This is a genomic window from Saccharopolyspora sp. NPDC050642, from assembly GCF_040654735.1.
In the GTDB taxonomy this organism is placed as follows: domain Bacteria; phylum Actinomycetota; class Actinomycetes; order Mycobacteriales; family Pseudonocardiaceae; genus Saccharopolyspora; species Saccharopolyspora elongata.
In genome coordinates this window covers 20,650-43,981 of sequence record NZ_JBFAIN010000046.1, presented here as the reverse complement: position 1 = coordinate 43,981, position 23,332 = coordinate 20,650, and the positions used below count along the sequence as shown (strand labels likewise).

The 23,332-nt window shown below is 70.5% G+C and carries 18 protein-coding genes; 10 read left to right on the top strand and 8 right to left on the bottom strand.

What is annotated here, in order from left to right; all coding sequences use genetic code 11:
- Positions 1-81 precede the first annotated feature (81 nt).
- From AB0H93_RS38770 to AB0H93_RS38750, 5 genes are all read left to right on the top strand, one after another.
- Positions 82-1,200 carry an XdhC/CoxI family protein gene (locus tag AB0H93_RS38770; RefSeq protein WP_358580580.1) on the top strand — a complete coding sequence of 373 codons (1,119 nt, stop codon included), beginning with the start codon at positions 82-84 and terminating at the stop codon, positions 1,198-1,200.
- Between the two features lie 404 nt (positions 1,201-1,604).
- On the top strand, positions 1,605-2,171 hold the full coding sequence (locus tag AB0H93_RS38765) for a (2Fe-2S)-binding protein (protein WP_358580577.1): 567 nt from the start codon (positions 1,605-1,607) through the stop codon (positions 2,169-2,171).
- The gene (locus AB0H93_RS38760; RefSeq protein WP_358580575.1) at positions 2,168-4,600 is read left to right on the top strand and encodes a xanthine dehydrogenase family protein molybdopterin-binding subunit; all 2,433 of its coding nucleotides are present in this window, start codon (positions 2,168-2,170) and stop codon (positions 4,598-4,600) included. Before AB0H93_RS38765 ends, AB0H93_RS38760 begins: the two co-directional genes overlap by 4 nt.
- Positions 4,597-5,451 carry a xanthine dehydrogenase family protein subunit M gene (locus AB0H93_RS38755; RefSeq protein WP_358580573.1) on the top strand — a complete coding sequence of 285 codons (855 nt, stop codon included), beginning with the start codon at positions 4,597-4,599 and terminating at the stop codon, positions 5,449-5,451. The genes AB0H93_RS38760 and AB0H93_RS38755 overlap by 4 nt, the downstream gene beginning before the upstream one ends.
- Positions 5,452-5,642: 191 nt before the next feature.
- A complete protein-coding gene (locus AB0H93_RS38750) occupies positions 5,643-6,410 on the top strand; it encodes an SRPBCC family protein (protein WP_358580570.1) in 768 nt (255 codons plus the stop codon).
- Positions 6,411-6,901: 491 nt separating this feature from the next.
- Here the strand turns inward: AB0H93_RS38750 and AB0H93_RS38745 are convergent, their stop codons facing one another.
- The 3 genes from AB0H93_RS38745 to AB0H93_RS38735 all read right to left on the bottom strand — a co-directional run bounded on the left by AB0H93_RS38745 (position 6,902) and on the right by AB0H93_RS38735 (position 10,617).
- Positions 6,902-7,891: an o-succinylbenzoate synthase gene (locus AB0H93_RS38745; protein WP_358580568.1), complete on the bottom strand. Its 990-nt coding sequence runs from the start codon at positions 7,889-7,891 to the stop codon at positions 6,902-6,904.
- Positions 7,892-8,107: 216 nt separating this feature from the next.
- Positions 8,108-8,701: a suppressor of fused domain protein gene (locus AB0H93_RS38740; protein WP_358580566.1), complete on the bottom strand. Its 594-nt coding sequence runs from the start codon at positions 8,699-8,701 to the stop codon at positions 8,108-8,110.
- Between the two features lie 254 nt (positions 8,702-8,955).
- Positions 8,956-10,617 (bottom strand): DNA repair helicase XPB, encoded by a 1,662-nt coding sequence (locus AB0H93_RS38735; protein ID WP_358580563.1) that lies wholly within the window; start codon positions 10,615-10,617, stop codon positions 8,956-8,958.
- A 173-nt stretch (positions 10,618-10,790) separates the two neighbouring features.
- Between AB0H93_RS38735 and AB0H93_RS38730 the strand changes: the two genes are divergently transcribed.
- The 3 genes from AB0H93_RS38730 (at position 10,791) to mdlC (ending at position 13,859) form a co-directional block, all read left to right on the top strand.
- Positions 10,791-11,534 carry a hypothetical protein gene (locus AB0H93_RS38730; protein WP_358580561.1) on the top strand — a complete coding sequence of 248 codons (744 nt, stop codon included), beginning with the start codon at positions 10,791-10,793 and terminating at the stop codon, positions 11,532-11,534.
- 133 nt (positions 11,535-11,667) lie between these two features.
- Positions 11,668-12,168, top strand: coding sequence for a hypothetical protein (locus AB0H93_RS38725; RefSeq protein WP_358580559.1), 501 nt, complete (start codon positions 11,668-11,670; stop codon positions 12,166-12,168).
- Positions 12,169-12,263: 95 nt separating this feature from the next.
- Positions 12,264-13,859: a benzoylformate decarboxylase gene (gene mdlC, locus AB0H93_RS38720; protein WP_358580556.1), complete on the top strand. Its 1,596-nt coding sequence runs from the start codon at positions 12,264-12,266 to the stop codon at positions 13,857-13,859.
- 159 nt (positions 13,860-14,018) lie between these two features.
- On the opposite strand, the gene AB0H93_RS38715 is transcribed toward mdlC, so the two are convergent.
- The 5 genes from AB0H93_RS38715 to AB0H93_RS38695 all read right to left on the bottom strand — a co-directional run bounded on the left by AB0H93_RS38715 (position 14,019) and on the right by AB0H93_RS38695 (position 19,036).
- Positions 14,019-14,900, bottom strand: a complete 882-nt coding sequence (locus AB0H93_RS38715; RefSeq protein WP_358580616.1) for an ABC transporter ATP-binding protein — start codon at positions 14,898-14,900, stop codon at positions 14,019-14,021.
- A 24-nt stretch (positions 14,901-14,924) separates the two neighbouring features.
- Positions 14,925-15,716 (bottom strand): ABC transporter permease, encoded by a 792-nt coding sequence (locus AB0H93_RS38710; protein WP_358580614.1) that lies wholly within the window; start codon positions 15,714-15,716, stop codon positions 14,925-14,927.
- A gap of 5 nt (positions 15,717-15,721) precedes the next feature.
- On the bottom strand, positions 15,722-16,489 hold the full coding sequence (locus AB0H93_RS38705; protein ID WP_358580553.1) for an ABC transporter permease subunit: 768 nt from the start codon (positions 16,487-16,489) through the stop codon (positions 15,722-15,724).
- A 10-nt stretch (positions 16,490-16,499) separates the two neighbouring features.
- Positions 16,500-17,513: an ABC transporter substrate-binding protein gene (locus AB0H93_RS38700; protein ID WP_358580551.1), complete on the bottom strand. Its 1,014-nt coding sequence runs from the start codon at positions 17,511-17,513 to the stop codon at positions 16,500-16,502.
- A 503-nt stretch (positions 17,514-18,016) separates the two neighbouring features.
- Positions 18,017-19,036, bottom strand: a complete 1,020-nt coding sequence (locus tag AB0H93_RS38695; RefSeq protein ID WP_358580548.1) for an ABC transporter substrate-binding protein — start codon at positions 19,034-19,036, stop codon at positions 18,017-18,019.
- Positions 19,037-19,650: 614 nt separating this feature from the next.
- Between AB0H93_RS38695 and AB0H93_RS38690 the strand changes: the two genes are divergently transcribed.
- Together AB0H93_RS38690 and AB0H93_RS38685 are read left to right on the top strand one after the other, a co-directional pair.
- Positions 19,651-22,884 (top strand): sensor histidine kinase, encoded by a 3,234-nt coding sequence (locus AB0H93_RS38690; protein WP_358580546.1) that lies wholly within the window; start codon positions 19,651-19,653, stop codon positions 22,882-22,884.
- On the top strand, positions 22,881-23,312 hold the full coding sequence (locus AB0H93_RS38685) for a roadblock/LC7 domain-containing protein (protein WP_093268627.1): 432 nt from the start codon (positions 22,881-22,883) through the stop codon (positions 23,310-23,312). Before AB0H93_RS38690 ends, AB0H93_RS38685 begins: the two co-directional genes overlap by 4 nt.
- Positions 23,313-23,332 lie beyond the last annotated feature (20 nt).

Sequence of the window (23,332 nt, the reverse complement as noted above, 5' to 3'; positions counted from 1 at the left end):
GTGAGCAGGCCGTTCGTCTCGCCCCGGGCCCGGTGGAAGGTGTGCGGCGCCGGGAGGCGCTGAGGAAAGCGGAGGTGCGCTGTGCGTGACGTGCTGGACGAGTTGACCAAGCGGTGGGAGTCGGGCGAGGCCGTCGGGCTGGGCACCGTGGTCGCGACGTTCCGGTCGGCCCCGCGGCCGCCTGGGGCGTCGATGCTGGTGACCGCCGGCGGTGAGGCGGTCGGCAGCGTTTCCGGCGGCTGCGTCGAGGGCGCGGTCTACGAGGAGGCCACCGGCGTCCTGGAAGGCGCCGATCCGGTCCTGCGGCGCTACGGCGTCAGCGACGACGACGCGTTCGCGGTCGGCTTGACCTGCGGCGGGATCCTCGACGTCTTCGTGGAGCGGGTGGACCGCGAGACCTTCCCGGAGCTCGACTCCGTCGCTTCCTCGGTCCGCGCGGAGGAGCCGGTCGCCGTCGCGACCGTCCTGGAGCACCCCGAGGAGGCGAAGGTCGGCTCGCACCTGCTGGTGTGGCGCGAGCGCACCAGCGGCAGCCTCGGGTCGACGCGGATCGACGACGCGGTCGTCGACGACGCGCGCGGCATGCTGGCCAGCGGCCGCAGCGGCGTCATCGAGTACGGCCCGGAGGGGCAGCGGCGCGGCGAAGGGCTGCGGGTGTTCGTGAACTCCTTCGAGCCGCCGCCGCGGATGCTGGTGTTCGGCGCGATCGACTTCGCCGCCGCGATGGCCCGGATGGGCGCGTTCCTCGGTTACCGGGTCACGGTCTGCGACGCGCGGCCGGTGTTCGCCACGCACAGCCGGTTCCCGGGCGTGGACGACGTGGTGGTCGACTGGCCGCACCGCTACCTGGCGGCCGAGGCGGAGGCCGGGCGGATCGACGAGCGGACCGCGGTCATGGTGCTCACCCACGACCCCAAGTTCGACGTGCCGGTGCTGGAGGCGGCGCTGCGGCAGGACCTCGGCTACGTCGGCGCGATGGGCTCCCGGCGCACCCACGAGGACCGGCTGCGGCGGCTCCGCGAGCAGGGCCTCAGCGAGGCGGAGCTGGCGAAGCTGTCCTCGCCTATCGGCCTGGACCTGGGCGCGCGGACCCCGGAGGAGACGGCGGTGTCGATCGCGGCCGAGCTGATCGCGCTGCGTTGGGGCGGCCGCGGGGTGCGGCTCTCCGACGTCGAGGGACCGATCCACCACCACTCGTGACCACGTGCCGTCGGTGCCACGACACGCCGACGGTTGTGGACAACCGGCTCCGACTGTGGACAACTTCCGCAATTTCAATGGAAATCGGTCCTTCGATTTCCATTGAAATTGCGGACGGACCGGCCCTCGGGGCGCGGCAGGGGCCGTGCTGGGCGAGGTGAGGGGCCGTGCGGCTCTCGCTCCTACGGGGCCGTGTGGCTCTTGCTCCTAAAAGGGTCGTGTGTCCCTCGTAGGGGCTGCGGTCGCGCCGTTACGGAACGAGAGTCCGGGGACAACGCTTTCAGCGCTTGCTCGTGTTCGATCGGCGTAGCAGGCTCTCGGAGTGACCTCCGTCACCCAGGCGGAGCAGTCCGTTCCCGACCGTCCGCGCACCGCGGGCCAGTTCCTCCGAGGAGGCCGCCCAAATGCCGCGCATCACCGTCAACGTCGACGGCACCCACTACACCGATGAGGTCGAGCCGCGCATGCTGCTCGTCCAGTACCTCCGCGAACGTCTCGGCAAAGTAGGCACCGTCGTCGGTTGCGACACCAGCAACTGCGGCGCGTGCACCGTCCACATGGACGGCCACAGCGTGAAATCGTGCTCAGTGCTTGCGGTGCAGGCCGACGGGCACGACGTCACGACCGTCGAGGGCCTCGCCCAGGACGGCCGGCTGCACCCCGTGCAGCAGGCGTTCCACGACAACCACGCCCTCCAGTGCGGGTTCTGCACACCCGGGATGATCATGCAGGCGCTCGACCTGCTCGCCGAGGTGAACGACCCCGACGACCAGCAGATCCGGGAAGGCATGGAGGGCAACCTCTGCCGCTGCACCGGGTACCAGAACATCGTCCGCGCGGTCCGCGACGCGTCGCAGCGCATGCAGCCCGGCGCCGGTCCGGCCATGGAGCACACCGAAGACACCCCGGTACCGCGAACGCCCGCCGACGAGCAGGTCGAGACGAAGGTGAAGGGGGGTCGGCAGTCATGACATCGGTCCTGGAACCCGAACTCGGGCGCGCCCGCAAGCGCAAGGAGGACGCGCGGCTGATCACCGGCCGCACCCGCTGGACCGACAACCTGGCGCCGACGGGCACGCTGCACCTGGCGATCCTGCGCAGCCCCGTCGCGCACGCCCGGATCACGTCCATCAACACCGACGAGGCGCGCCGGATGCCGGGGGTGCAGGCGGTGATCACCGGCCGGGACATCGCCGACGAGCAGGGCAGCCTGCCGTGCGCGTGGCCGATCACCGAGGACATGAAGGCCCCGGCGGCACCCCCGATCGCCGTGGACGAGGTGCGCTTCGCCGGTGAAGCCGTGGCGGTGGTGGCGGCGCGCAGCGCGGCCGAAGCGCGCGACGCGCTGGACGCCATCGACGTCGACTACGACGAACTGCCGGTCGTGCTCGACATGGAATCGGCGCTGCAGGCGGATTCGCCGCTGGTGCACGACGAACTGGGCACCAACCGCAACGCGACCTGGGCGTTCGACTCGGCCGAGGCCGGCACCGGCGGCGACGTCGAGCAGGCGCTGAGCGGCGCGGAGGTCCGCATCGACCGCACCTTCCGGCAGCAGCGGTTGATCCCCGCGTTCATGGAGCCGCGCTCGGTGGTCGTCGACCCCACCGGCGAGCAGATCACCATGTGGTCGGCCACCCAGGTGCCGCACATCCTGCGGCTGATGCTGGCGATGTCGCTCGGCGTGCCGGAGCAGAAGATCCGGGTCATCGCGCCGGACGTGGGCGGCGGGTTCGGCGGCAAGCTCCAGGTGACGCCGGAGGAGTTCATCACCTTCGTGCTCGCCCGCAGGCTGGGGCGGCCGGTGAAGTGGACCGAATCCCGTTCCGAGACGATGGTTTCCGCGCACCACGGCCGCGACCAGATCCAGAAGCTGTCGATGTCGGCGACCCGCGACGGCAGGATCACCGGGCTGAAGGTGGAGCTGCTCGCCGACATGGGCGCCTACCTGCGGCTGGTGACGCCGGGCATCCCGATCCTCGGCGCGTTCATGTTCAACTCGATCTACAAGATCCCCGCCTACCACTTCACCTGCACCAACGTGTTCACCAACAAGACGCCGACCGACGCCTACCGCGGCGCCGGGCGGCCGGAGGCGACGTTCGCGATCGAGCGAATGGTGGACGAGCTCGCCAACGAGCTCGGCATGGACCCGATGGAACTGCGGCGCAAGAACTGGATCGCGCACGAGGAGTTCCCGTACGACACGGTCGCCGGGCTGACCTACGACTCCGGCAACTACGAGGCCGCCACCGACAAGGCGATGGAGCTGTTCGGCTACCAGGCCCTGCGCGTGGAGCAGGAGGAGCGGCGGCGCTCCGGCGATCCCGTCCAGCTGGGCATCGGCATCTCGACGTTCACCGAGATGTGCGGGCTGGCGCCGTCGCGGGTGCTGGGCTCGCTGTCCTACGGCGCGGGCGGCTGGGAGCACGCGTCGATCCGGGTGCTCCCGACCGGGAAGGTGGAGGTCGTCACCGGCTCGTCGCCGCACGGGCAGGGACATGAGACGGCGTGGAGCCAGATCGTGGCCGACCGGCTCGGCGTCGCGTTCGAGGACGTCGAGGTGCTGCACGGCGACACCCAGGTCGCGCCCAAGGGCATGGACACCTACGGGTCGCGGTCGCTGACCGTCGGCGGCATGGCGGTCGTCAGCGCCGCGGACAAGGTCGTCGAGAAGGCCAAGAAGATCGCGGCGCACCTGCTGGAATGCGCCGAGGACGACGTCGAGTTCGCCTCCGGGCGGTTCGGGGTCCGCGGCACCGACCGGGGCACCGCGCTGGCCGAGGTCGCGCTCGCCGCGTTCGCCGCGCACGACCTCCCGGACGGCGTGGAACCGAACCTGGACGCCGAAGCGACGTTCGACCCGGAGAACTTCTCGTTCCCGCACGGCACCCACCTGTGCGCGACCGAAGTGGACACCGAGACCGGGCGGGTCGAGATCCGCAAGTACGTGTGCGTCGACGACATCGGCAGCGTGATCAACCCGCTGATCGTCGAGGGCCAGGTGCACGGCGGGCTCGCCCAGGGCATCGCGCAGGCGCTGTACGAGGAGGCCGTCTACGACGAGACCGGCACGCTGACCACCGGGACGCTGGCCGACTACCTGATCCCGTCGGCGGCCGATCTGCCGGAGTTCGTCACCGACCGCACCGAAACCCGCGCGACGTCCAACGCGCTGGGCGTCAAGGGCGTCGGCGAGGCGGGCACCATCGCCTCGACCCCGGCGGTGGTGAACGCGATCGTGGACGCCCTGCGGCCGATGGGCGTGAACGACGTGGAGATGCCGTGCTCGCCGCAGCGGGTGTGGCGGGCCGTGACCGGTGCCCGCGAAAGCGGCGCCACCGCGCCGGAAGCCGGCGGCGGGCTCGGCTCGATGGACGCACAGGGAGGAAACCGGTGATTCCCGCGCAGTTCGAATACGTCGCACCCTCCACTGTGGAGGAAGCGGTCGCCGCGCTCGCGGCGGCCGGGGAGGACGCCAAGGTGCTGGCCGGCGGGCAGAGCCTGCTGCCGGTGCTGCGGATGCGGCTGGCCGACCCGGGCACGGTAGTCGACCTCGGCCGCATCGCCGAGCTGCGCGGCGTGCGCGAGGACGGCGACGCGCTGGTCATCGGCGCGATGACCACGCACCACGACGTGCTGCGCGATCCGCTGGTGCAGCAGCACGCGAAGCTGCTCGCGCTCACCACCCGCACCGTCGCCGACCCGCAGGTGCGCCACCGCGGCACCTTCGGCGGCTCGCTGGCGCACGCCGACCCGGCCGGGGACCTGCCGGCCCCGGCGCTGGTGCTGGACGCCGAGATGGTGCTGGCCGGGCCGTCCGGACGGCGCGTGGTGCCGGCAGCGGAGTTCTTCGTCGACTACTTCACCACCGCGCTGGAACCGGACGAGGTGCTGGTCGAGGTGCGGATGCCGAAGTGGACGGGGTGGAGCGCGCACTACGAGAAGTTCAACCGCGTCGCTCAGGCCTGGTCGATCGTCGGCGTGGCCGCCGCGGTGCGGGTGTCCGGCGGGACGATCGCCGAGGCCCGCATCGGGCTGACCAACATGGGCCCGACGCCGATCCGGGCGCGCGGCGTCGAGCAGGCCCTGGTCGGTCAGCCGGCCACGGCGGAGGCGGTCCGGGCGGCGGCCCGGCACGCCACCGAGGGCACCAGCCCGGCGGCCGACGCCAGCGCCGACGTCGACTACCGCGAGCACCTCGCCGAGGTGCTCACCGGCCGCGCGGTGCTCGCCGCGGCGGGCGGCTAGGCGGTCGCGCGGTGCGGGGCGGCGGTTTCGCGCGAGACCGCCGCCCCGCTCGGCGTCCGGGCCCCGATGATCCGAATGGGGTATCGGACGACCGCTGCGGCTGGGAAGCTGGTGGTGGACTGTGAAACGCAGCTTCTTCAGGAAGGACGGCTCATTCGAGCCGAGCTCGGTCGAACCAGGAGGACCCTCCAGTGCAGATGCAGCACCAGTTCAGCGTTCCGGTGCCGGTCGACGTGGCGTGGAAGGCGCTGCTCGACCCGGAGCGGGTCGCCCCGTGCATGCCCGGCGCCACGCTCACCAAGGCAGAGGGCAACGAGTTCGCCGGCTCCGTCAAGGTCAAGCTCGGCCCGGTCACGCTGCTCTACAAGGGCACCGGAACCTTCAAGGACGTCGACGAGGCCGCCCGCCGGGTGGTCATCGACGCCAGCGGCAAGGACTCGCGCGGCAGCGGCACCGCCGCGGCGACGGTCGCCGCGGTGCTCACGCCGGAAGGCGACACCACCGCGGTCACGGTGGACACCGACCTGAAGGTCACGGGCAAGCCGGCGCAGCTCGGTCGCGGCCTGATCTCCGAGGTCGGCGGCAAGATCCTGAACCAGTTCGCGGCGAACCTCGCGAAGCGGCTCACCGAGGAGGAACCGGCGGCACCGGCCGAGGAGGCCAAGGCGGAAGCCCCTGCGGCTTCCGGCGCTGCGGCGGCTTCGGCGGACGAGAAGGCCAGTTGGCGGGTCACGCCGGCGGGCAGCCACGACACGGCGTTCACCAGCACGGCGAAGGAAGAACCGGCGCGCAAGGCGGACGCGGTCGTGACCGGCGGCGCGGCACCGGCGGACGAGGCCATCGACCTCCTCGGCACGGCGGGAGCACCGCTGCTCAAGCGCCTGGCCCCGGTCGCGGTGGCGGTGGTGGTCCTCGGGTTCGCGTTCCGCATCATCCGGCGTCGTCGGCGCCGCCGCTGACTCACCAGGCCGTCACCAGGGGCTCGCCCCAGGTGACGGCCGCATCCCCTCCCGGAGCGGGAGCCTGCCCGAATTCCTCCACTTTGATCGAACGATCGAAGCCTTCAAGAGCTGCGAAAACGCCAAGGAGGTGAGTGGAGTGGTTCCGTTTTTGCCTGAAATCGGAACCACTCCACCGGGTCGCGAACACCCGTTCACCCGAATCCGGATGGCGCTTTCGCCGGGATCCGCGATTTTTCGACTCGCCCGAGGGGCCGTTTCAGAATGGTGCGCGGGCACGCGCGGGACGTGGCTGTCTGGGGCGCTGACTTCCGCCTGGTCTCCAGGGGTGGGAACACCTCCTGAGACCGCACGCGAAATCGGTGCTCCGGCGGGGTGGTGATTTCGCGCGAAATTGCCACCGGTGTCAGATGCCGGGCGCCTTCGGATGAGCCGGGCGGAGCCATTCCGGAACGGCCGCTGAACCTGGGCGTCGCCCGAGCAGCCGAAGGCTAGGGGTGTGCGAGCAGGTCGTGGACCCGGCGGAGCCGGTCGAGCCAGTAGCGCTGCACGTCGGCGGTCGGCGTAGCCGCCGCGACGAGCGCGGGATCCGGCTCCGGCGGACGGCGGAGCACCGGCAGGTGGCCGTCCACGGGAAGCAGCGAGTCGGCGACGACGTCGCCGTCGAGCAGCGCCACCGTGCCGAGGCCGCAGGCGAAGGGGAGCTCGGGCAGCGAGCCCGCCAGGGCGAGCTGCGCGGCGAGGCCGACGCTGCTCTCCACTGCGGAGGACACGACGCAGGGCAGGCCGCAGGCCTCGGCGACGCGCAGCGCGCGGCGGACGCCGCCCAGCGGCGTGGCCTTGATGATCGCCACGTCGGCCGCTCCGGCGACCGCCACGCGGAGCGGGTCTTCGGCGCGGCGGATGCTCTCGTCGGCCGCGATCCGGACGTCCACGCGGCGGCGGACCGCGGCCAGCTCGTCGATCGTCGGGCACGGTTGTTCCGCGTACTCCAGGCCTTCCGCAGCCTTGTCCAGCTCGCGGATTCGGGTGACCGCCGTGTCGACGTCCCAGGCCGCGTTCGCGTCCACCCGGATCGCGCCGCCGGGCCCCAGCGCGTCACGGACCGCCGCCACGCGCTCGACGTCGTCGCCGGGGGACTGGCCGGGCTCGGCGATCTTGACCTTCGCCGTGCCGCAGCCGGACGCCGCGACGATCGCCGCCGCCTTCTCCGCCGGCACCGCGGGCACCGTGCAGTTGACCGGGATGCGGTCGCGCACCGGCTCCGGCCATTCCTCGGTGCAAGCCTCCAGCGCTGCTCGGAGCCACGGCACCGACTGGGCGTCGTCGTAGTCCTCGAACGGGCAGAACTCGCCCCAGCCGGCCGGGCCGCTCAGCAGGATTCCGCGCCGCACCGTGACGCCCCGGAACTTGTTGCGCATGGGCAGTGCGTACACCCGAACCGCGTCCAACTCCGCCAGGTCGATCGTCGCCGAGTCCATGGCCTGATCCTTTCAGCCCGTCGCCGTCACCGCGCATCAAGGCACACCGCCACCGTCGGCCGGTGGCGCCGCAACTTCAATGGAAATCAGAGGTCCGATTTCCATTGAAATTGCGGAAGTTGTCCACATCCACCGGCGTGTCGTGGTCCGACACGCCGACGGACTTCAATTTCCATTGAAATCGAAGGTTCGATTTCAATGGAAATTGCGTTCTTCTCAGACCACGCTGGGGCGGCCGAGGTCGAAGACGTCCACCTCGAACCGGGCCCACTGCTGGCGCAGCGAGGTGACGCCGTTGTCCAGGATGTAGTTCAGCTCGCCGAGGGTGACCGGCAGCAGCGTGAACACCTGCAGCTGCTCGACCCCGTCCGGATCGGTGAACCTGGTGAACTCCGGCGGGAACAGCGGGTGGCCGCTGGCCAGGACCCCGTGGAACTCGGTGCCCGGCAGCAGCGGTTGCTCGTTCGGCACGATCTGGTCCGGCACCAGGTGGGTGCGCTGCTGCACCAGCAGACCGGCGGTGAGGTCGACCAGGTGCCGGGCGGCTTCGGCCTGCTCCTTGTAGACGGTGCACGCGAGTTCCTGGGCCGGTTCGGCGCCCAGTGGCTGGAACCGCAGTCCGGTGCTGATCACCGTGGTCAGGTGGTACTGCTGCTGGTGGAAGAACACCAGCCCGTAGCCGCGGTTGGTGCCGTGCGCGTTCGGCGGTTCGGCACCGGTCGGCGTCCCGGCGTGGCGTTCCAGGCTTTCCGCGAGTCCGACGAACCGGTGCGCGCCGCCCATCGCCGCGCGTTCCTGCTCGGTGGCCATCCGATCTCCAGTACCTTGCTCGACACCCGCGTCAGACCGGCTCGCATGAGCGAGGAATGGCGAAGCTTCGCTCATGACGCCTCCAGCATCTTGCGGGACACCCGCACCTGCGTTCCTCCTGGCGCCCGCGCACCCCGGACCCGGGGCGACCTGCGATTCGGGTGCTGCGTGCGTTCATCGCAACGGTAGCCGCTGCGGGGCCGAACTCGGACACTTTTGGATGACAGCCGACCGGGTGTGTCCCCCAATTGTCGTCACCCGACGTCCGGGATCGCCGGCCCGTGCAGGTCGTCGGCGTCGACGATCTTGTACGCGTAGCCCTGCTCGGCGAGGAAGCGCTGCCGGTGCGCCGCGTAGTCGGTGTCCAGGGTGTCCCGCGACACCACCGAGTAGAAGTGCGCCTGCTTGCGGTCGGCCTTCGGCCGCAGCAGCCGGCCGAGCCGCTGCGCCTCCTCCTGCCGCGACCCGAACGTCCCGGACACCTGCACGGCGACCGACGCCTCCGGCAGGTCGATGGAGAAGTTCGCGACCTTCGACACCACGAGCCGGCTGATCTCGCCGCGCCGGAAGGCGTCGAAGAGCTCCTCGCGCTCCTTGTTCTTCGTCGAGCCCTCCACGATCGGCGCGTCCAGCGCCTCGCCCAGCTCGTGCAGCTGGTCCAGGTACGCGCCGATGACCAGGGCGGGCTCGCCCGGGTGCCGGTCCAGGATGGCCTTGACCACCGGGGCCTTGGTGCGCGCCGTCGAGCACATCTTGTAGCGCTCGTCGGAGTCGGCCGTGGCGTACTCCAGCCGCTCGTTGTCGGTCAGCGTCACCCGGACCTCGATGCACTCGGCGGGCGCGATCCAGCCCTGCGCCTCGATGTCCTTCCACGGCGCGTCGTAGCGCTTGGGCCCGATCAGGGAGAACACGTCGCCCTCCCGGCCGTCCTCGCGGACCAGGGTCGCGGTCAGCCCGAGGCGCCGCCGGGACTGCAGGTCGGCGGTCATCCGGAACACCGGCGCGGGCAGCAGGTGCACCTCGTCGTAGACCACCAGCCCCCAGTCGCGGGAGTCGAACAGCTCCAGGTGCTTGTACTCGCCCTTGGAGCGGCGAGTGATCACCTGGTAGGTCGCGATGGTGACCGGCCGGATCTCCTTCTTCTCCCCGGAGTACTCGCCGATCTCCTCCTCGGTCAGCGAGGTCCGCTCGATCAGCTCGCGCTTCCACTGCCGCCCGGCGACGGTGTTGGTGACCAGGATCAACGTCGTCGCCTGGGCCTCGGCCATCGCCGCCGCGCCGACCAGCGTCTTGCCCGCGCCGCAGGGCAGCACCACGACGCCCGAGCCGCCGGCCCAGAACGACTGCACGGCCTGCTGCTGGTAGTCGCGCAGCGTCCAGCCGTCCTGCTGCAGCGCGATCGGGTGCGCCTCGCCGTCGACGTACCCGGCCAGGTCTTCGGCGGGCCAGCCGACCTTCAGCAGCATCTGCTTCAGCCGCCCGCGCTCGCTGGGGTGCACCACCACGGTGTCGTCGTCGATGCGCGCGCCCAGCATCGGCGCGATCTTCTTGTGCCGCAGGATCTCTTCCAGCACCGCGCGGTCCAGCGAGTTCAGCACCAGGCCGTGCGCCGGATCGTTGACCAGCTGCAGGCGGCCGAAGCGTCCCATCGTCTCGACGATGTCCACCAGCAGCGGCTGCGGCACCGGGTAGCGCGAGAAGCGCACCAGGCCGTCCACGACCTGTTCCGCGTCGTGCCCGGCGGCGCGCGCGTTCCACAGCGCGAGCGGCGTGATGCGGTAGGTGTGCACGTGCTCCGGGGCGCGTTCCAGTTCGGCGAACGGCGCGATGGAGGTGCGGGCATCGTCGGCGAGGTCGTGGTCGACCTCCAGCAGCAGGGTCTTGTCGGACTGGACGATCAGGGGTCCGTCGGTCACGGGTGCGCAGCTCCCTCGGGTCGGACGGCTTCTTCGCAGGTGATCAGCGGTGCCGGTGGCGGCGGCCGGACTCCGCACCCAGTATTCCACCGTCGTCTTTATCACCCGTTCGGGCACTAGCGGCCGTGTGGGCTCGGCTAAATTGCTCATTGCGCACAAAAATCGGAGGAGCAGTGAGTTATCCACCGCAGGATCCGTACGGATCGCAGTCCGGGCCGTACGGATCGCAGCCGGGCCACGGGTCGTACCCGCAGGGCCAGTACCCGCCGCCGAACGCCTCGGACGACTTCTGGCGCCACGTCGCGGGCAGCCAGCCGCCTTCGATGCCGCCGAAGAAGAACCGCACCGGCCTGATCATCGGCCTGGTCAGCGTCGGCGCGGTGGTGGTCATCGGCATCGTGGTGACGATCATCCTGCTGGCGGTCAACAGCGGCGGCGGCCGGACCGAAGCCGGCCCGACCACCGAGCCCAGCACCGAACGCAGCACCACGCGCACCACCGAACGAAGCACCGAGCGCACCACCGAGAGCTCGGGCAGCACGTTCGAGGCCGGTAGCTGCGTCTCGCTGGTCAGCGAGAAGGGCGGCGAGATGAACGCCGCGGGCTGCGGTTCCGCGGACTCGGACTACAAGATCATCGACGTCGTGGAGGGCAACAACCGGAGCCTCTGCCTCGACGACTACACCAACGTCGTGGGCGGCAAGACCTACTGCATCGAGCTGGACGTCAAGCAGGGCGACTGCCTGACGGACTTCAACGACGCGGAGGACAGCGTGCCGCTGAAGATCGACTGCAGCAAGGCCGAGGACCAGGTGACCAAGGTCGCCGACAGCACCGACCCGAAGACCGCGTGCTCCGAGGGCGAGGGCTACTACGTGTTCGAGAAGCGCACGGTCTGCTTCGGCAACGTGCAGTAGTGATCGGTCGTGAGCGCCGTTGTGCGCTCACGACCCCGGATTCCTCCCAAATCGGGCCGTTTGTGCTGATCGGCGGTGGTGGGACCGCGATTTCGGCTAGGTTTGCGCGGCTAGATCGTTTCCGGAGGGATCCATGAGCCATCCGCCGCGCAGCCGGGCCGGGAAGGTGGTCGGGCGCGTCGCCTACGTCGGCGTGCTCGCCATCGGATTCGCCATCGTCATCGGCGCCTACTTCACCCTCGGCGGCGACCGGGCCGAGGCCGGGGACTGCGTGGACATCACCGGCGTCGGCACGGCGGATCCCGACTGGCGGCAGGCCGACTGCGGCGGCGCCGAGTCCGACTTCCTGATCGCCGAGGTCGCCGAGTCGTGCCGGCCGGGGTACGCGACGGTCAGCCGCGACAGCGGGCTGCGGTTGTGCCTGGTGCCGGACGTGGCGGTCGGCGACTGCCTGCGCGTTCCGGCGGCAGGCATCGAGACCAAGGCGCGCTGCGACGAGCCCGGCGCGAACGAGCGCGTCACCGGCGTGGCGTCGGACACCACCGGTGCGGCGGCGTGCCCGCCCGGGACGGTCCGGAGCACCGTTTACCCGGAACCTGCGCGAACGGTGTGCACCGGTCCTTCCGCACAGTGACAAAGACGATCTGGTTCGGCGGCCATCGATGTGATGTCGTGTCAGGGCAACCTCGCAGGTGAGCGGGGTTGTTCGCACGATGAGGGAGGGCTTCGATGCGCAGCGAGGACCGTACGGTCCGTGACATCACCCGGGGTTTGATGCGGGAACTCGGGCTGACGACCGTGTTCGGCAACCCGGGTACGACCGAGGTGCCGTTCCTGACCGGATGGCCGGACGATTTCCGCTACGTGTTGGGCCTGCAGGAATCCGTGGTGGTCGCGATGGCCGACGGCTTCGCGCAGTCCCGCCGGGAACCGGTGCTGGTCAACCTGCACTCCGCGGGCGGCGTGGGGCACGCGCTGGGCGCGATCTTCACCGCCTACCGCAACCGGACGCCGATGATCATCACGGCCGGGCAGCAGACCCGCACCCTGATGTTCGACGAGCCGTTCCTGGGCGCCACCGACGCCGCGACCTTCCCGAAGCCGTACGTGAAGTGGAGCTACGAACCGGCCCGCGCCGAGGACGTGCCGGCGGCTCTGGTGCGCGCCTACCAGCTGGCGACGACCCCGCCGTACGGCCCGGTGTTCGTGTCGATCCCGGCCGACGACTGGGACCAGCCCGGCGTGCCGGTTACCGCCCGCCCGCGCACTCCCGGCTTCGCCCCGGACCCGGCCGCCGTCGCCGGCCTGGCCGAGGCGCTGCGCGGCTGCGAGCGCCCGGCGTTCGTCGTCGGCCCGGCGGTGGACGCCGACGGCGTGGTCGCGGAGCTGGTGGAGCTGGCGGAGAAGACGCGGGCGGCGGTCTACGTGGCGCCGATGTCGCCGCGCTGCTCGTTCCCCGAGGACCACCCGCAGTTCGCCGGTTTCCTGCAGCCCGAGCAGCGGTTGCTCGGCGAGGAGCTCGCCAAGCACGACCTCGTAGTCGTGTGGGGCGCGCCGGCTTTCACCTACCACGTGTACCGCGGCGAGAACGAGGCCGAGCTGCCCGAGCTCTTCCTGGTGCACGACGACCCGGACGTGCTCGCCAGGGCGCGGCGGGGCAGCGGCGTGCTGGGCACGCTGGCGCACTCGGTGCGGCAGGTCAACGGCCAGGTCGAGGTGCAGGAGCGGAGCGCGCCGGCGGGCTACGCGCGACCGACCAAGCCGACCGCGTCGACGCCGATGACCGCCGCCTACGTCTTCGACGCGATCGCCGGGGCGCTGCCCGCGGACGCGGCCGTCGTGGAGGAAACTCCCAGCCACCGCAACGACCTGCACGAGCACTTCCCGATCCGGTCCACCGACGGCGGGTTCTTCACCGGGTTCTCCGGCGCGCTCGGGTACGGCATCGGCGCGGCGGTCGGGGTGGCGATGGCCGACCCGTCGCGGCGCACGGTCGCGCTGATCGGCGACGGCTCCAGCATGTACGGGATCCAGTCGGTGTGGACGGCGGTCCGCGAGCAGGCGCCGGTCACGTTCGTGATCATGGACAACTCGCGGTACGCGGCGGTGGCGGTGCTGGGCGAGGCGGCGGGCGGCGACAAGCTGCCGGGCGTGGAGCTCGGCGGCATCGACTTCGGCGCGCTGGCGACCAGCCTGGGCTGCCCGTCGAAGCTGGTGCGGACGCCGGAGGAGCTCGACGCGGCGCTCGCCGAGGAGTTCGCGGGCAAGACCGGCCCGACCCTGCTGCACGTCAAGGTCGACCCGGGCCAGCGCTACCTGTACTGATCCGCCGGCTCAGGCTCCGTGTGCACTTTGTGCTGCTATAGCGGCACAAAGTGCACACGGCCCAGAGCGGTCCACATCGGACCAGCCGGTCCTGGTCGAAATGCGAAGGGCGCCTCCTGCCGAGAGGATCGGCGGGAGGCGCCCTTCGCGCGTGCTGCGTCAGTTCCGGGCGTCGGCCTTCTCGGCCTCCGCCTTCTCCGCCTCGGCCCACTGCTTCGCGGTGGACTCCGCGTCGTCCACATCGGACTCCGCCGGGGCGGCGTCGCCCTTCGCCGGGGCGTGGGCGCTGCGGACGTCGAGGAGGCGGGCCACCTCGCTGCGGAGGTGGACGAACGTCTCCGACTCGCGGGTGGTGATCTGGTCGCGCTCGTCGCCGAGCGGGATCTCCAGGTCCGCCACGATCGACGCCGGGGACTTCGAGAGCACGAAGACCCGGTCCGCCAGGTAGATGCTCTCGTCGATGTCGTGGGTGACCAGCAGGACCGTGCTGTCGAACTGCTTGCGGACCCGCAGCAGCAGGTCTTCCAGCTCGAAGCGGGTCTGGGCGTCCACCGAGGCGAACGGCTCGTCCATCAGCAGCAACGCCGGCCGGCAGGCCAGCGCCCGGGCGATCGACACGCGCTGCTGCATGCCGCCGGAGAGCTGCCACGGGTACTTCTTGGCCGCCGCGCTGAGGCCGACCCATTCGAGCACCTCGTCGGCCCGGCTGCGCCGCTCCGCCTTGCTCAATCCCCTGGAGCGCAGCGGGAATTCGACGTTGGACCGCACCGACAGCCAGGGGAACAGCGACCGGCTGTAGTCCTGGAACACGACGGCCAGGTCCTCCGGCACGCCGTTCACCGGGTTGCCGCCCAGCTCGACGTCGCCGGTGGTCGGCTTGATCAGGCCGGAGATGGAGCGCAGCATGGTGGACTTGCCGCAGCCGGACGGGCCGACGATGCAGGCGAGTTCGCCGGTGCGCACCTGGAACGTCAGGTCGGCGATGGCCTGGTGGCCGTTCGCGCCGCCGTAGCGGTGCCCGAGCGCGGAGACGTCGAGCATGATCTTGGTTTCGGTCATGGGGGTTCAGCCTCCGACTACTTGGTGCGCCTGCGAGGGTTGCCAGCTCAGCGCGCGGCGCTCCACCACGAGCAGCAGGGTGTTGAGCAGGTATCCGAGGATGCCGAGCAGCACGATGCCGGCCCACATCGCGGGGAAGTCGAACTGCCGCTGGTCGAACATCAGCCGGTAGCCGATGCCGTTGGTGGAGCCGACGAGCTCCGAGACGACCATCAGCACCAGCGCCAGCGACAGGCTCACCCGCAGCCCGGCGAAGATCTTCGGCGTCGCCGCGGGCAGCACCACGCCGAAGATCCAGTGCGCGCGCGGGATGCGGAACGACCGGGCGGTGTCCACCTTGACCTGGTCGACGGAGCGGACCCCGTCGACGGTGTTCAGCAGGATCGGCCACATCACGCCGAAGACGATCACGGTGATCTGCATCTGCGTGCCGATGCCCAGCAGCACCAGGAAGACCGGCACCAGCACCGGCGGCGGGATGGCCCGCATGAACGCCATCAGCGGCCCGAAGTAGTCCAGCGCGGTGCGGGAACGGCCGAGCAGGGTGCCCAGCGCGACGCCGAGCACCACGGCGATGAGCCAGCCCGCGGCGATCCGCCCGAGGCTGGCCAGCAGGTCGGAGAACGCCTCGTCGGTCAGGAACAGCGACGACGCCGGCCCGCTGAACCACTTCTCCGCGGCCGCGCCGACGATCGTCGTCGGGGGCGGGAAGAACGGGCTCTGCGCGGCGCGGGTGAGCAGCTCCCAGGCCACGATCGCGCCGATGAAGACCACCCAGCGCTGCAGGAATCCGCGCATCTTGATCACGCCGCCTCCCGGTCGACCGCGCTCCACCGGAGGCCGCGCTTGTGCACCTGTTCCAGCACCTCGTTGATGAGGTAGCCGACGATCCCCGCCACCAGCGTCCCGGCCAGCACCAGGTCCATCCGCCCGGCGCCGGTGCTCGCGTCGAGCACGAAGCTGCCGAGGCCGCTGCCGCCGCCGGCCAGGAACTCGGTGCTGACCACCAGGATCAGCGCCACCGCGGCGGACATCCGGATGCCGGTGAGCACGAACGGCGCCGCGTTCGGCAGCGCCACCGTGAACATGATCCGGCCCCGGCCCAGCCCGAAGGAGCGCGCGGTGTCCACCATCACCGGGTCGATCTCGTCCAACGCGTAGATGGTGTTGAACAGGATCGGCCACACCGCGGCGTAGACCGCGAGCGTGATCTTGGTTTCCGGCCCGGCGCCGACCAGCACGATCGCCAGCGGGATCAGCGCCACCGACGGGATCGGCCGGAGGAACTCGATGATCGCGCGGGTGGCGACCCGGACCCAGCGGACGCTGCCGAGCAGCAGCCCGGCGGGTACCGCGATGGCGATGGAGATGCCCAGCGCGATCGCCCAGGCCAGCACGGTGGCGATCAGGTCGAGCAGGAAGCCGCTGTCGCCGAGCAGTTCGGCGAACTGGGCGAGCACTGTGGACGGTGGCGGAAAGTATTGCTGGGGGACGATTTCGGAACGGCTGAAGGCTTCCCACAGAACCAGGAAGCCCACCAGACCGACCAATCCCCGGAGTGTTTTCGTCATTTCCCCGAGTTCAGCTCTGCGGCGGCGCGAAGATCATGCTCGCCACGTCGATTTCCTTGTCGATGTAACCGAATTCCAGCATCAGCCGCGGAATGCGCTGCAAGCGGGTGGCGTCGGCGCGGGAATTCATCTTCAGCAGCGTGATGATCGCCGCAGTCTCCTTGTCGATCTTGGCGAATTCGGGCAGCAGCGGTTCGATCTTGCTGCGGTCCTGCGCCTCGGTGACGGCGGAGTCCATGGCGCGCTGGAACGCCGCCACGGTCTTGGGGTTCTCGTCGGCGAACTTGGCCGCCGACACGTAGCCGCCCAGCGGCAGGTCCTCCAGCGGTCCGGTGACGGTGTCCACCACCGGGACGGCGCCCGCGTCGCGGGCGGACAGCGTCAGGAACGGCTCGACCACGAACGCCGCGTCGACCTGGTTGGTGCGCAGCGCGTTGGGCATGTTGATGAACCCCAGCGGCATCCACTGGACGCCTTCGTAGTCCACGCCGTTGGCCTTCATCGAGGCCTTGACCAGGAGTTCGGAGATGGTGCCGCCGCCGCTGATCGCGATCCGCTTGTCGGCCAGGTCCTGCGGCGTGCGCACGTTGGAGTCCGGCGACGCCATGATCATGCAGGTGTTCGGCGTGCTCGACGCGCAGTCCGCGACGATCTTCAGCTGCGCGATGCCCTTGGCCTGGGCGGCGAAGATGGGCACGTAGCTGCTGAAGGTGATGTCGTAGTCGCCGCCGATGGTGCTGTTCAGCGCGGTGGCGCCGTCGGGCGCGTTGATGATCTCGACGGTGAGGCCCTCCCGCTGGAAGTGGCCGTTCTTCGCCGCCAGATGCAGCGGCGCGAGTTCGCTGGTGGGCAGCCCGCCGACGCGCAGGTGCGCCTTCTCCACCTGCGCGTTGCCGCCCTTCTGCTCCTCCGAACCGCCCAGGAGTCCGCAACCGCTGGTGCCCATCAGGGCGCCTGCCGTGACCATCCCGCCGGCGAGTTTCAACAGGTTGCGGCGGGGAAGGGCGCGGGGAAGGGAACTCATCTGGATCCTCCTGGCATCGGGGTGCGGTGCGCGGTGTTCCGTTGTGCCCTGCGCCGGGAGCGGTACGGGTCGGCGTCGATTCCGCTGCCACGGGGTGTTTCTGGTGCGGGGTGGCCGGTTTCGTCGCGATGGTGACCCGGGAGGAAGAGCGGGTGAGCAACGACTCCGGGCGCGGTGGTGCCGCGTCCGGCGGCGGTGCGTCGTTTTCTCCCGGTGCGGTGGCGGGTCTTGGTGTCCCGAACCTTAGAAGGTCGGACCACATGCGACAACCAGGCGTAATTAGCTCGTTGTCACGAGCCACTCACAAGTGTTGGGTGATTCACGCCACTCGGCTCAAGGCCGGGGGCGAATTGTGACGGTGAGCTGAATAGCGCTGGGCAATTCGAGCGAACGCGGAATGTCGTCTGGACCAACGGCGCGCTCCGCCGGGTCCGCCGACCGTGCGTGTTCTGTGCTGCTACCGCGACACGAAGCGCACACGGTCGGCGTGACCAGCGAGAACGTCAGGCCTGCGGCGGCGTCGCGATCATGCTGGCGACGTCCAGGTCGGCGGTGATGAAGCCGAAGTCCTTCATCAGGCGCGGCACCCGCTGCAGGCGGGTGGCGTCGGCGCGCGAGTTGAACTTCAGCAGTGTGATGATCGCCGCGGTGTCCTTGTCGATCTTGGCGAATTCCGGCAGCAGCGGCTCGATCTTGCTGCGGTCCTGCGCCTCGGCGACGGCGCGGTCCATGGCCCGCTGGAACGCCGCGATGGTCTTGGGGTTCTCCTGGCAGAACTTCGCGGTCGCCCCGTAGCCGGTCAGCGGCAGGTCCTCCAGCGGACCGCCGGCGGTGTCCACCACCGGCACGGCGCCGCTGTTGCGGGCGGCCAGGGTGAGGAAGGGCTCGGTGACGATGGCGGCGTCGACCTGGCCCTGCTGCAGCGCGGCGGGCATGTTGATGAACGGGATCGGCGCCAGCTGCACCTTGCTGTAGTCCACGCCGTGGGCGGACATGGTGGCCTTGACCAGCAGTTCGGTGATGGTGTTGGGGCCGCTGATCGCGATCTTCTTGTTCGCCAGGTCCTGCGGCGTGTGGACCCTGGAGTTCGGCGAGGTCATGATCACGGTCGTGTTCGGCGTGGCCGACGCGCAGTCCGCGACGATCTTCAGGTCCGCGATGCCCTTGGCCTGCGCCTGGAAGAACGGCACGTAGCTGCTGTAGGTGATGTCGTAGTCGCCGCCGATGGTGCTGTTCAGCGCGGCGCTGCCGTCCGGGGCGGTGACGATCTCGACCGTCAGGCCCTCCTGCTGGAAGTAGCCGTTGCGGACGGCCAGGTGCAGCGGGGCGAGGTCGTTGATCGGCAGGGCGCCGACGCGCAGGTTCGCCTTCTCCACCAGCTCGTTGCCGCCGCTTTCCGACTGCGATCCACCGAGGAGCCCGCAACCGCTCGTGCCCAGCAGCGCACCGGCGGTGACGGCTCCACCGGCGAGCCTCAGCAGACTCCTGCGTGGCAGGGATCGGTGGGCGAGGGCGGGGCTCATCTGTTCCTCCTTGCATCGGGTGCGACGTGGAGCGGCGGCTGCGGTGGGTGTCGGTGGCGCAGCTTTGCCGAGACGGCGCGAAGTTCACCCCGCTGGAGGTCCGGGAGAAGCGTTGGTGCACAGTGGACTGAGCCACGGATCGGGCAGGCCCCGTCGGTCACGTGCGCCGGGGATGTTTCGGCCCTTGTGCGAAGTTTTTGCGTCTCCCGGGCTGTGGCGGGGTGCGGGTGCCCCTGAACTGTAGAACGTTGAACTAAACCCGACAACTGGGCGTAACTAGGCACAGGTCACACGGATGGCCCAGTGTTGTCCATACCACTCTTTCGAGTGATGAACTCTCTCTCTGGGGGCCTGACTTGTGACGGCCAGTTAAGTATAGTCTCGCCCGTCGAGGTGACTGGCCTCTGCTTCGGGGGATGCACGTTGTGACCAGGGAGTGTGATGGCAAGCCGGGCTGACAGAGTCTGGGTCGTCGGGGACTCGGCGCGAGCCGGAGAACCATCGACCCGCTCGTGGGTACCTGGCGCCGCCGCGTCGGATCGCGGGCACGTTCCCAGCACGAGGATCAACACTGTCGCGGCGCGGAGAGGCAGTTAGCCGTGGCGGTGTCGCACATGTCCGCCGCAGCGCAGGAAACAGGGATGCTCAACAACGACCCCGCTACCGGAGCCGACGCAGCCACCGAACCGGCTGGCCGGTCCAAGCAGTGGTGGCTGCGCAACTGGCGCCTCCGGTACAAGATGGCCGCCGTCCTGCTCGTCCCGACCCTGGCCGCGCTCGGCGTCGGCGGCATCCGGGTGTACGACGGCCTGGCCACCCAGTCCCGGTTGACCACCATCGTCGAGCAGGTCGAACTCGGCCAGCAGGCCGCGAACCTGACCCACGAGCTGCAGCGCGAGCGCGACTTCGCGATCGTGTTCACCACCGCCAACGGCGGCAACGCGGGCGCCGACTACGCCGCGCAGGGCCAGCGCGTCGACGCCGCGGTCCAGCAGCTCCGGGCCTACGACACCCGGGTGGCGGACTTCTCCCCGGAGGTCCGCAACGCCTACCAGAGCGCCACCCACCGGCTCGGCAGCCTCGGCGCCCTGCGCGCCACCATCAACGACCGGTTCACCGGCCCGCAGACGTTGGTCGCCTACAACTCGGTGCTCGACAACCTGCTGCAGATCAACCGGATGGTCGCGACCTCCGCGGTCAACACCCAGGTCAGCCAGACCGCCCGGGCCGCCGAAGCGCTCGGCCGGGCCAAGGAGCAGCTGGCCCAGCAGCGCTCGATCCTGCTCAGCGCCGGGATGCTCAACCGCTTCCTCACCGGGCAGACCGACGCGGTCCGCGCCGCGAACGCCCGCTTCGAGGCCGCCTACGCGGAGTTCGAGAACGCCGCCACGCCCGAGCAGCGCGCCCTCTACGCGGCGCGGGTCGCCGGCGCCGAGGTGGACGACTCGGAGCAGATCGAGCAGAGCGCGCTGATCGCGGCCGACCGCAGGCAGCAGTCGCTGGGCATCGACCCGCTGGAGTGGGGCACGCAGTCGGGCAAGCGCACCGACCTGGTCCGCTCGGTGGAGGACTCGGTGCTCGCCGAGTTCCACGACGACGCCACCGAACTCGCCGATTCCGCCTGGTGGTCGCTGGTCCGCGACTCGGCGCTGCTGTTGCTGCTGCTGGTGGTCGCCTTCGGTGTCGCGGCCTACATCGCGCGCTCGATGCTGCGGCCGTTGCGCACCCTCCGCTACGGAGCCCTGGAGATCGCGCAGAAGAGCCTGCCCGAAGCGATCGACAAGGTGAACGAGAACCCGAGCGCCGCGACCCAGATCACGGTGCCGCCGGTGCCGGTGCACTCCAGCGAGGAGATCGGGCAGGTGGCCCGCACCTTCGACGCGGTGCACCAGCAGGCGCTGCGGCTGGCCGCCGAGCAGGCGCTGCTGCGCACCAACGTCAACGACCTGTTCGTCAACCTGGCGCGCCGCAGCCAGACGCTGGTGCAGCGGCAGCTGGCCCTGATCGACCGGCTGGAGCAGGACGAGCAGGACCCGGACCAGCTGAGCAGCCTGTTCGAGCTGGACCACCTGGCGACCCGCATGCGCCGGAACAACGAGAACCTGCTGATCCTCGGCGGCACCGACCTGACCCGCCGGATGATGCGCCCGGTGCCGCTCAACGAGGTGCTCGGCGCCGCGGTGTCCGAGGTCGAGCAGTACGCGCGGGTCGCCGTGGTCGACGCGCCCGACCTGGCCATCCAGGGCCGCGTGGTCAACGACTTCGTGCACCTGGTCGCCGAGCTGCTGGAGAACGCCACGGTGTTCTCCAACCCGGACACCGAGGTCACCGTCCGGACCGCCTACCGCAGGCAGGAACTCGTCATCGAGATCCGCGACCGCGGCGTGGGCATCGACGCCAGCGAGATCGACGAGATCAACGACCGGCTCACCCGGCCGCCGGAGATCGACGTCGCGGTGTCCCGCCGGATGGGCCTGTTCGTGGTCGGGCAGCTGGCCCGGCGCCACGACATCCGGGTCGAGCTGCACAACAACGACAACCTGGAAGGCGGCGTCACCGCGACGGTGCACCTGGCCGGCGAGTTCGTCGTCCAGCTGACCCCGGACGGCCCGAAGCCGATGCCCGACGTGCCGCGCGCGGCGCTCGCCGAGGAGCGGCGCCAGGAGTTCAGCGAGACCGGCACGCACCTCGGGCTGGCCGCGGCCTTCGGCGGCCGCGCCGCCGGTTCCGACCGCGGGATCGACCCGCCCACCGAGCGCGCGCCGCTGCCGTCGCTGGCCGGCATCGAGCAGGCCACCGCGTTCACGCCGATGCCGCAGCAGGAAGAAGACGAACCGGACGTCGACGACACCGAGCTGTCGACCCAGTACTCGGTGACGGTGTCCAGCGGCGATTCGTTCGGCGCCACCGACGTTCCGGAGTGGGAGAACACGTCGAAGGCGCCCGCGGACGACGACGTCCGCGCCGAGGAGTGGCCGAGCGAGGAGAGCACCGGGGACCGGTTCGCGGATTCCCAAGATGGGCGGTGCGGGCCACCTGCCGAGTCCAGCGGACCGGCGGACCTGTTCCACAGCCCGTTCGAGGCGGAGAAGACGGCCAACTTCGTGCCGGCCGTGTTCCCGGCCGATCCCGCGCACAACGGCAGCGGACTGAACGGATCAGGCTTGGGCGGTGGCCTCTTCGGCACCGCGGACTCCGACGGCGCAGCGGACAACGGAACCCGGCAGGAGCCGGCCTCGGCGTCCTGGGCCCGAGGGGGCGGCCCGGTCGAAGGCACCGACGGCCCGGCGCCGGCGTTCGCCGACGACGAGCCGAGAGGGGCCGCCTGGGACATGGACGATGCGCCGACGCAGCGACTGCCGATCTACGAAGCCGTGCTCTCGCAGTGGTTCCGCGAGTCCGATGTGGACGATTCCGCGGCCGCGCCGGCGACCCCGGCCGCCCCGGTAGCGGCCGAAGCGCCGGTCGAGCCGGAGCGGCCCAGCACGCCGGAAGAACCCGTCGTCGACGAGGTGCCGCGCACCACGACCCCGGATCCCGGCTGGGGTTCGGCCGACGACGGCTGGCGGGCCGCCGAGGCGCTGCTGCAGACCCAGCAGGTCCAGGAGACCACCTCCGCCGGGCTGCCCAAGCGCGTGCCCAAGACGAACCTGGTGCCCGGCTCCGCCGCACCGCGCACCCCGCAGGCCCCCCGCCGCAAGCCCGCCACCCCGCGTTCGGCAGACGCCGTGCGCGGCCGGATGGCGAACTTCCAGCAGGGCGTCACACGCGGTAGGCATTCCAAGGCCGAACCGGTTTCCACCGAAACACCCCGCTCGAATCCGAGCCGTCCCGAGGAGCAGGAGTGAACGGGTCCGTGCAGCAACCGACGAGCAGCAACAGCTTCAGCTGGCTGATCACCGACTTCGTGCGTCGCGTCCCCGGCGTGGCGCACTCAGTGGTCGTCTCCGCGGATGGCCTGCTGCTCGCCGGGTCCCAGGGTTTGCCGCGGGACCGAGCCGAGCAGTTGTCCGCTGTCGCCTCCGGGCTGGTCAGCCTCACGCAGGGCGCAGCGCGCTGCTTCGAAGCCGGTGAGGTCACCCAGACCGTGGTCGAGATGGAGCAGGGCTACCTGTTCCTGATGTCCATCAGCGACGGTTCCTGCCTCGCGGTGCTGGCCGCGCCGAACGCCGACATCGGCCTGGTCGCCTACGAGATGACCTTGCTGGTGGAGCGGGTCGGCCGGCAGCTCACGCCGGAACTGCGGGCGCAGCTGCAGGGCATGGTTCGCCGGTGAGTCCGGTTGCGGAACGCTGA

Coding starts and splice junctions, on each gene's coding strand:
- AB0H93_RS38765 (WP_358580577.1), top strand. CDS start 1,605: ATGCCGCGCATCACCGTCAACGTCGACGGCACCCACTACACCGATGAG.
- AB0H93_RS38760 (WP_358580575.1), top strand. CDS start 2,168: ATGACATCGGTCCTGGAACCCGAACTCGGGCGCGCCCGCAAGCGCAAG.
- AB0H93_RS38745 (WP_358580568.1), bottom strand. CDS start 7,891: ATGGACTCGGCGACGATCGACCTGGCGGAGTTGGACGCGGTTCGGGTG.
- AB0H93_RS38740 (WP_358580566.1), bottom strand. CDS start 8,701: ATGGCCACCGAGCAGGAACGCGCGGCGATGGGCGGCGCGCACCGGTTC.
- AB0H93_RS38725 (WP_358580559.1), top strand. CDS start 11,668: ATGAGCCATCCGCCGCGCAGCCGGGCCGGGAAGGTGGTCGGGCGCGTC.
- mdlC (WP_358580556.1), top strand. CDS start 12,264: ATGCGCAGCGAGGACCGTACGGTCCGTGACATCACCCGGGGTTTGATG.
- AB0H93_RS38715 (WP_358580616.1), bottom strand. CDS start 14,900: ATGCTCGACGTCTCCGCGCTCGGGCACCGCTACGGCGGCGCGAACGGC.
- AB0H93_RS38710 (WP_358580614.1), bottom strand. CDS start 15,716: ATGCGCGGATTCCTGCAGCGCTGGGTGGTCTTCATCGGCGCGATCGTG.
- AB0H93_RS38705 (WP_358580553.1), bottom strand. CDS start 16,489: ATGACGAAAACACTCCGGGGATTGGTCGGTCTGGTGGGCTTCCTGGTT.
- AB0H93_RS38700 (WP_358580551.1), bottom strand. CDS start 17,513: ATGAGTTCCCTTCCCCGCGCCCTTCCCCGCCGCAACCTGTTGAAACTC.
- AB0H93_RS38695 (WP_358580548.1), bottom strand. CDS start 19,036: ATGAGCCCCGCCCTCGCCCACCGATCCCTGCCACGCAGGAGTCTGCTG.
- AB0H93_RS38690 (WP_358580546.1), top strand. CDS start 19,651: ATGTCCGCCGCAGCGCAGGAAACAGGGATGCTCAACAACGACCCCGCT.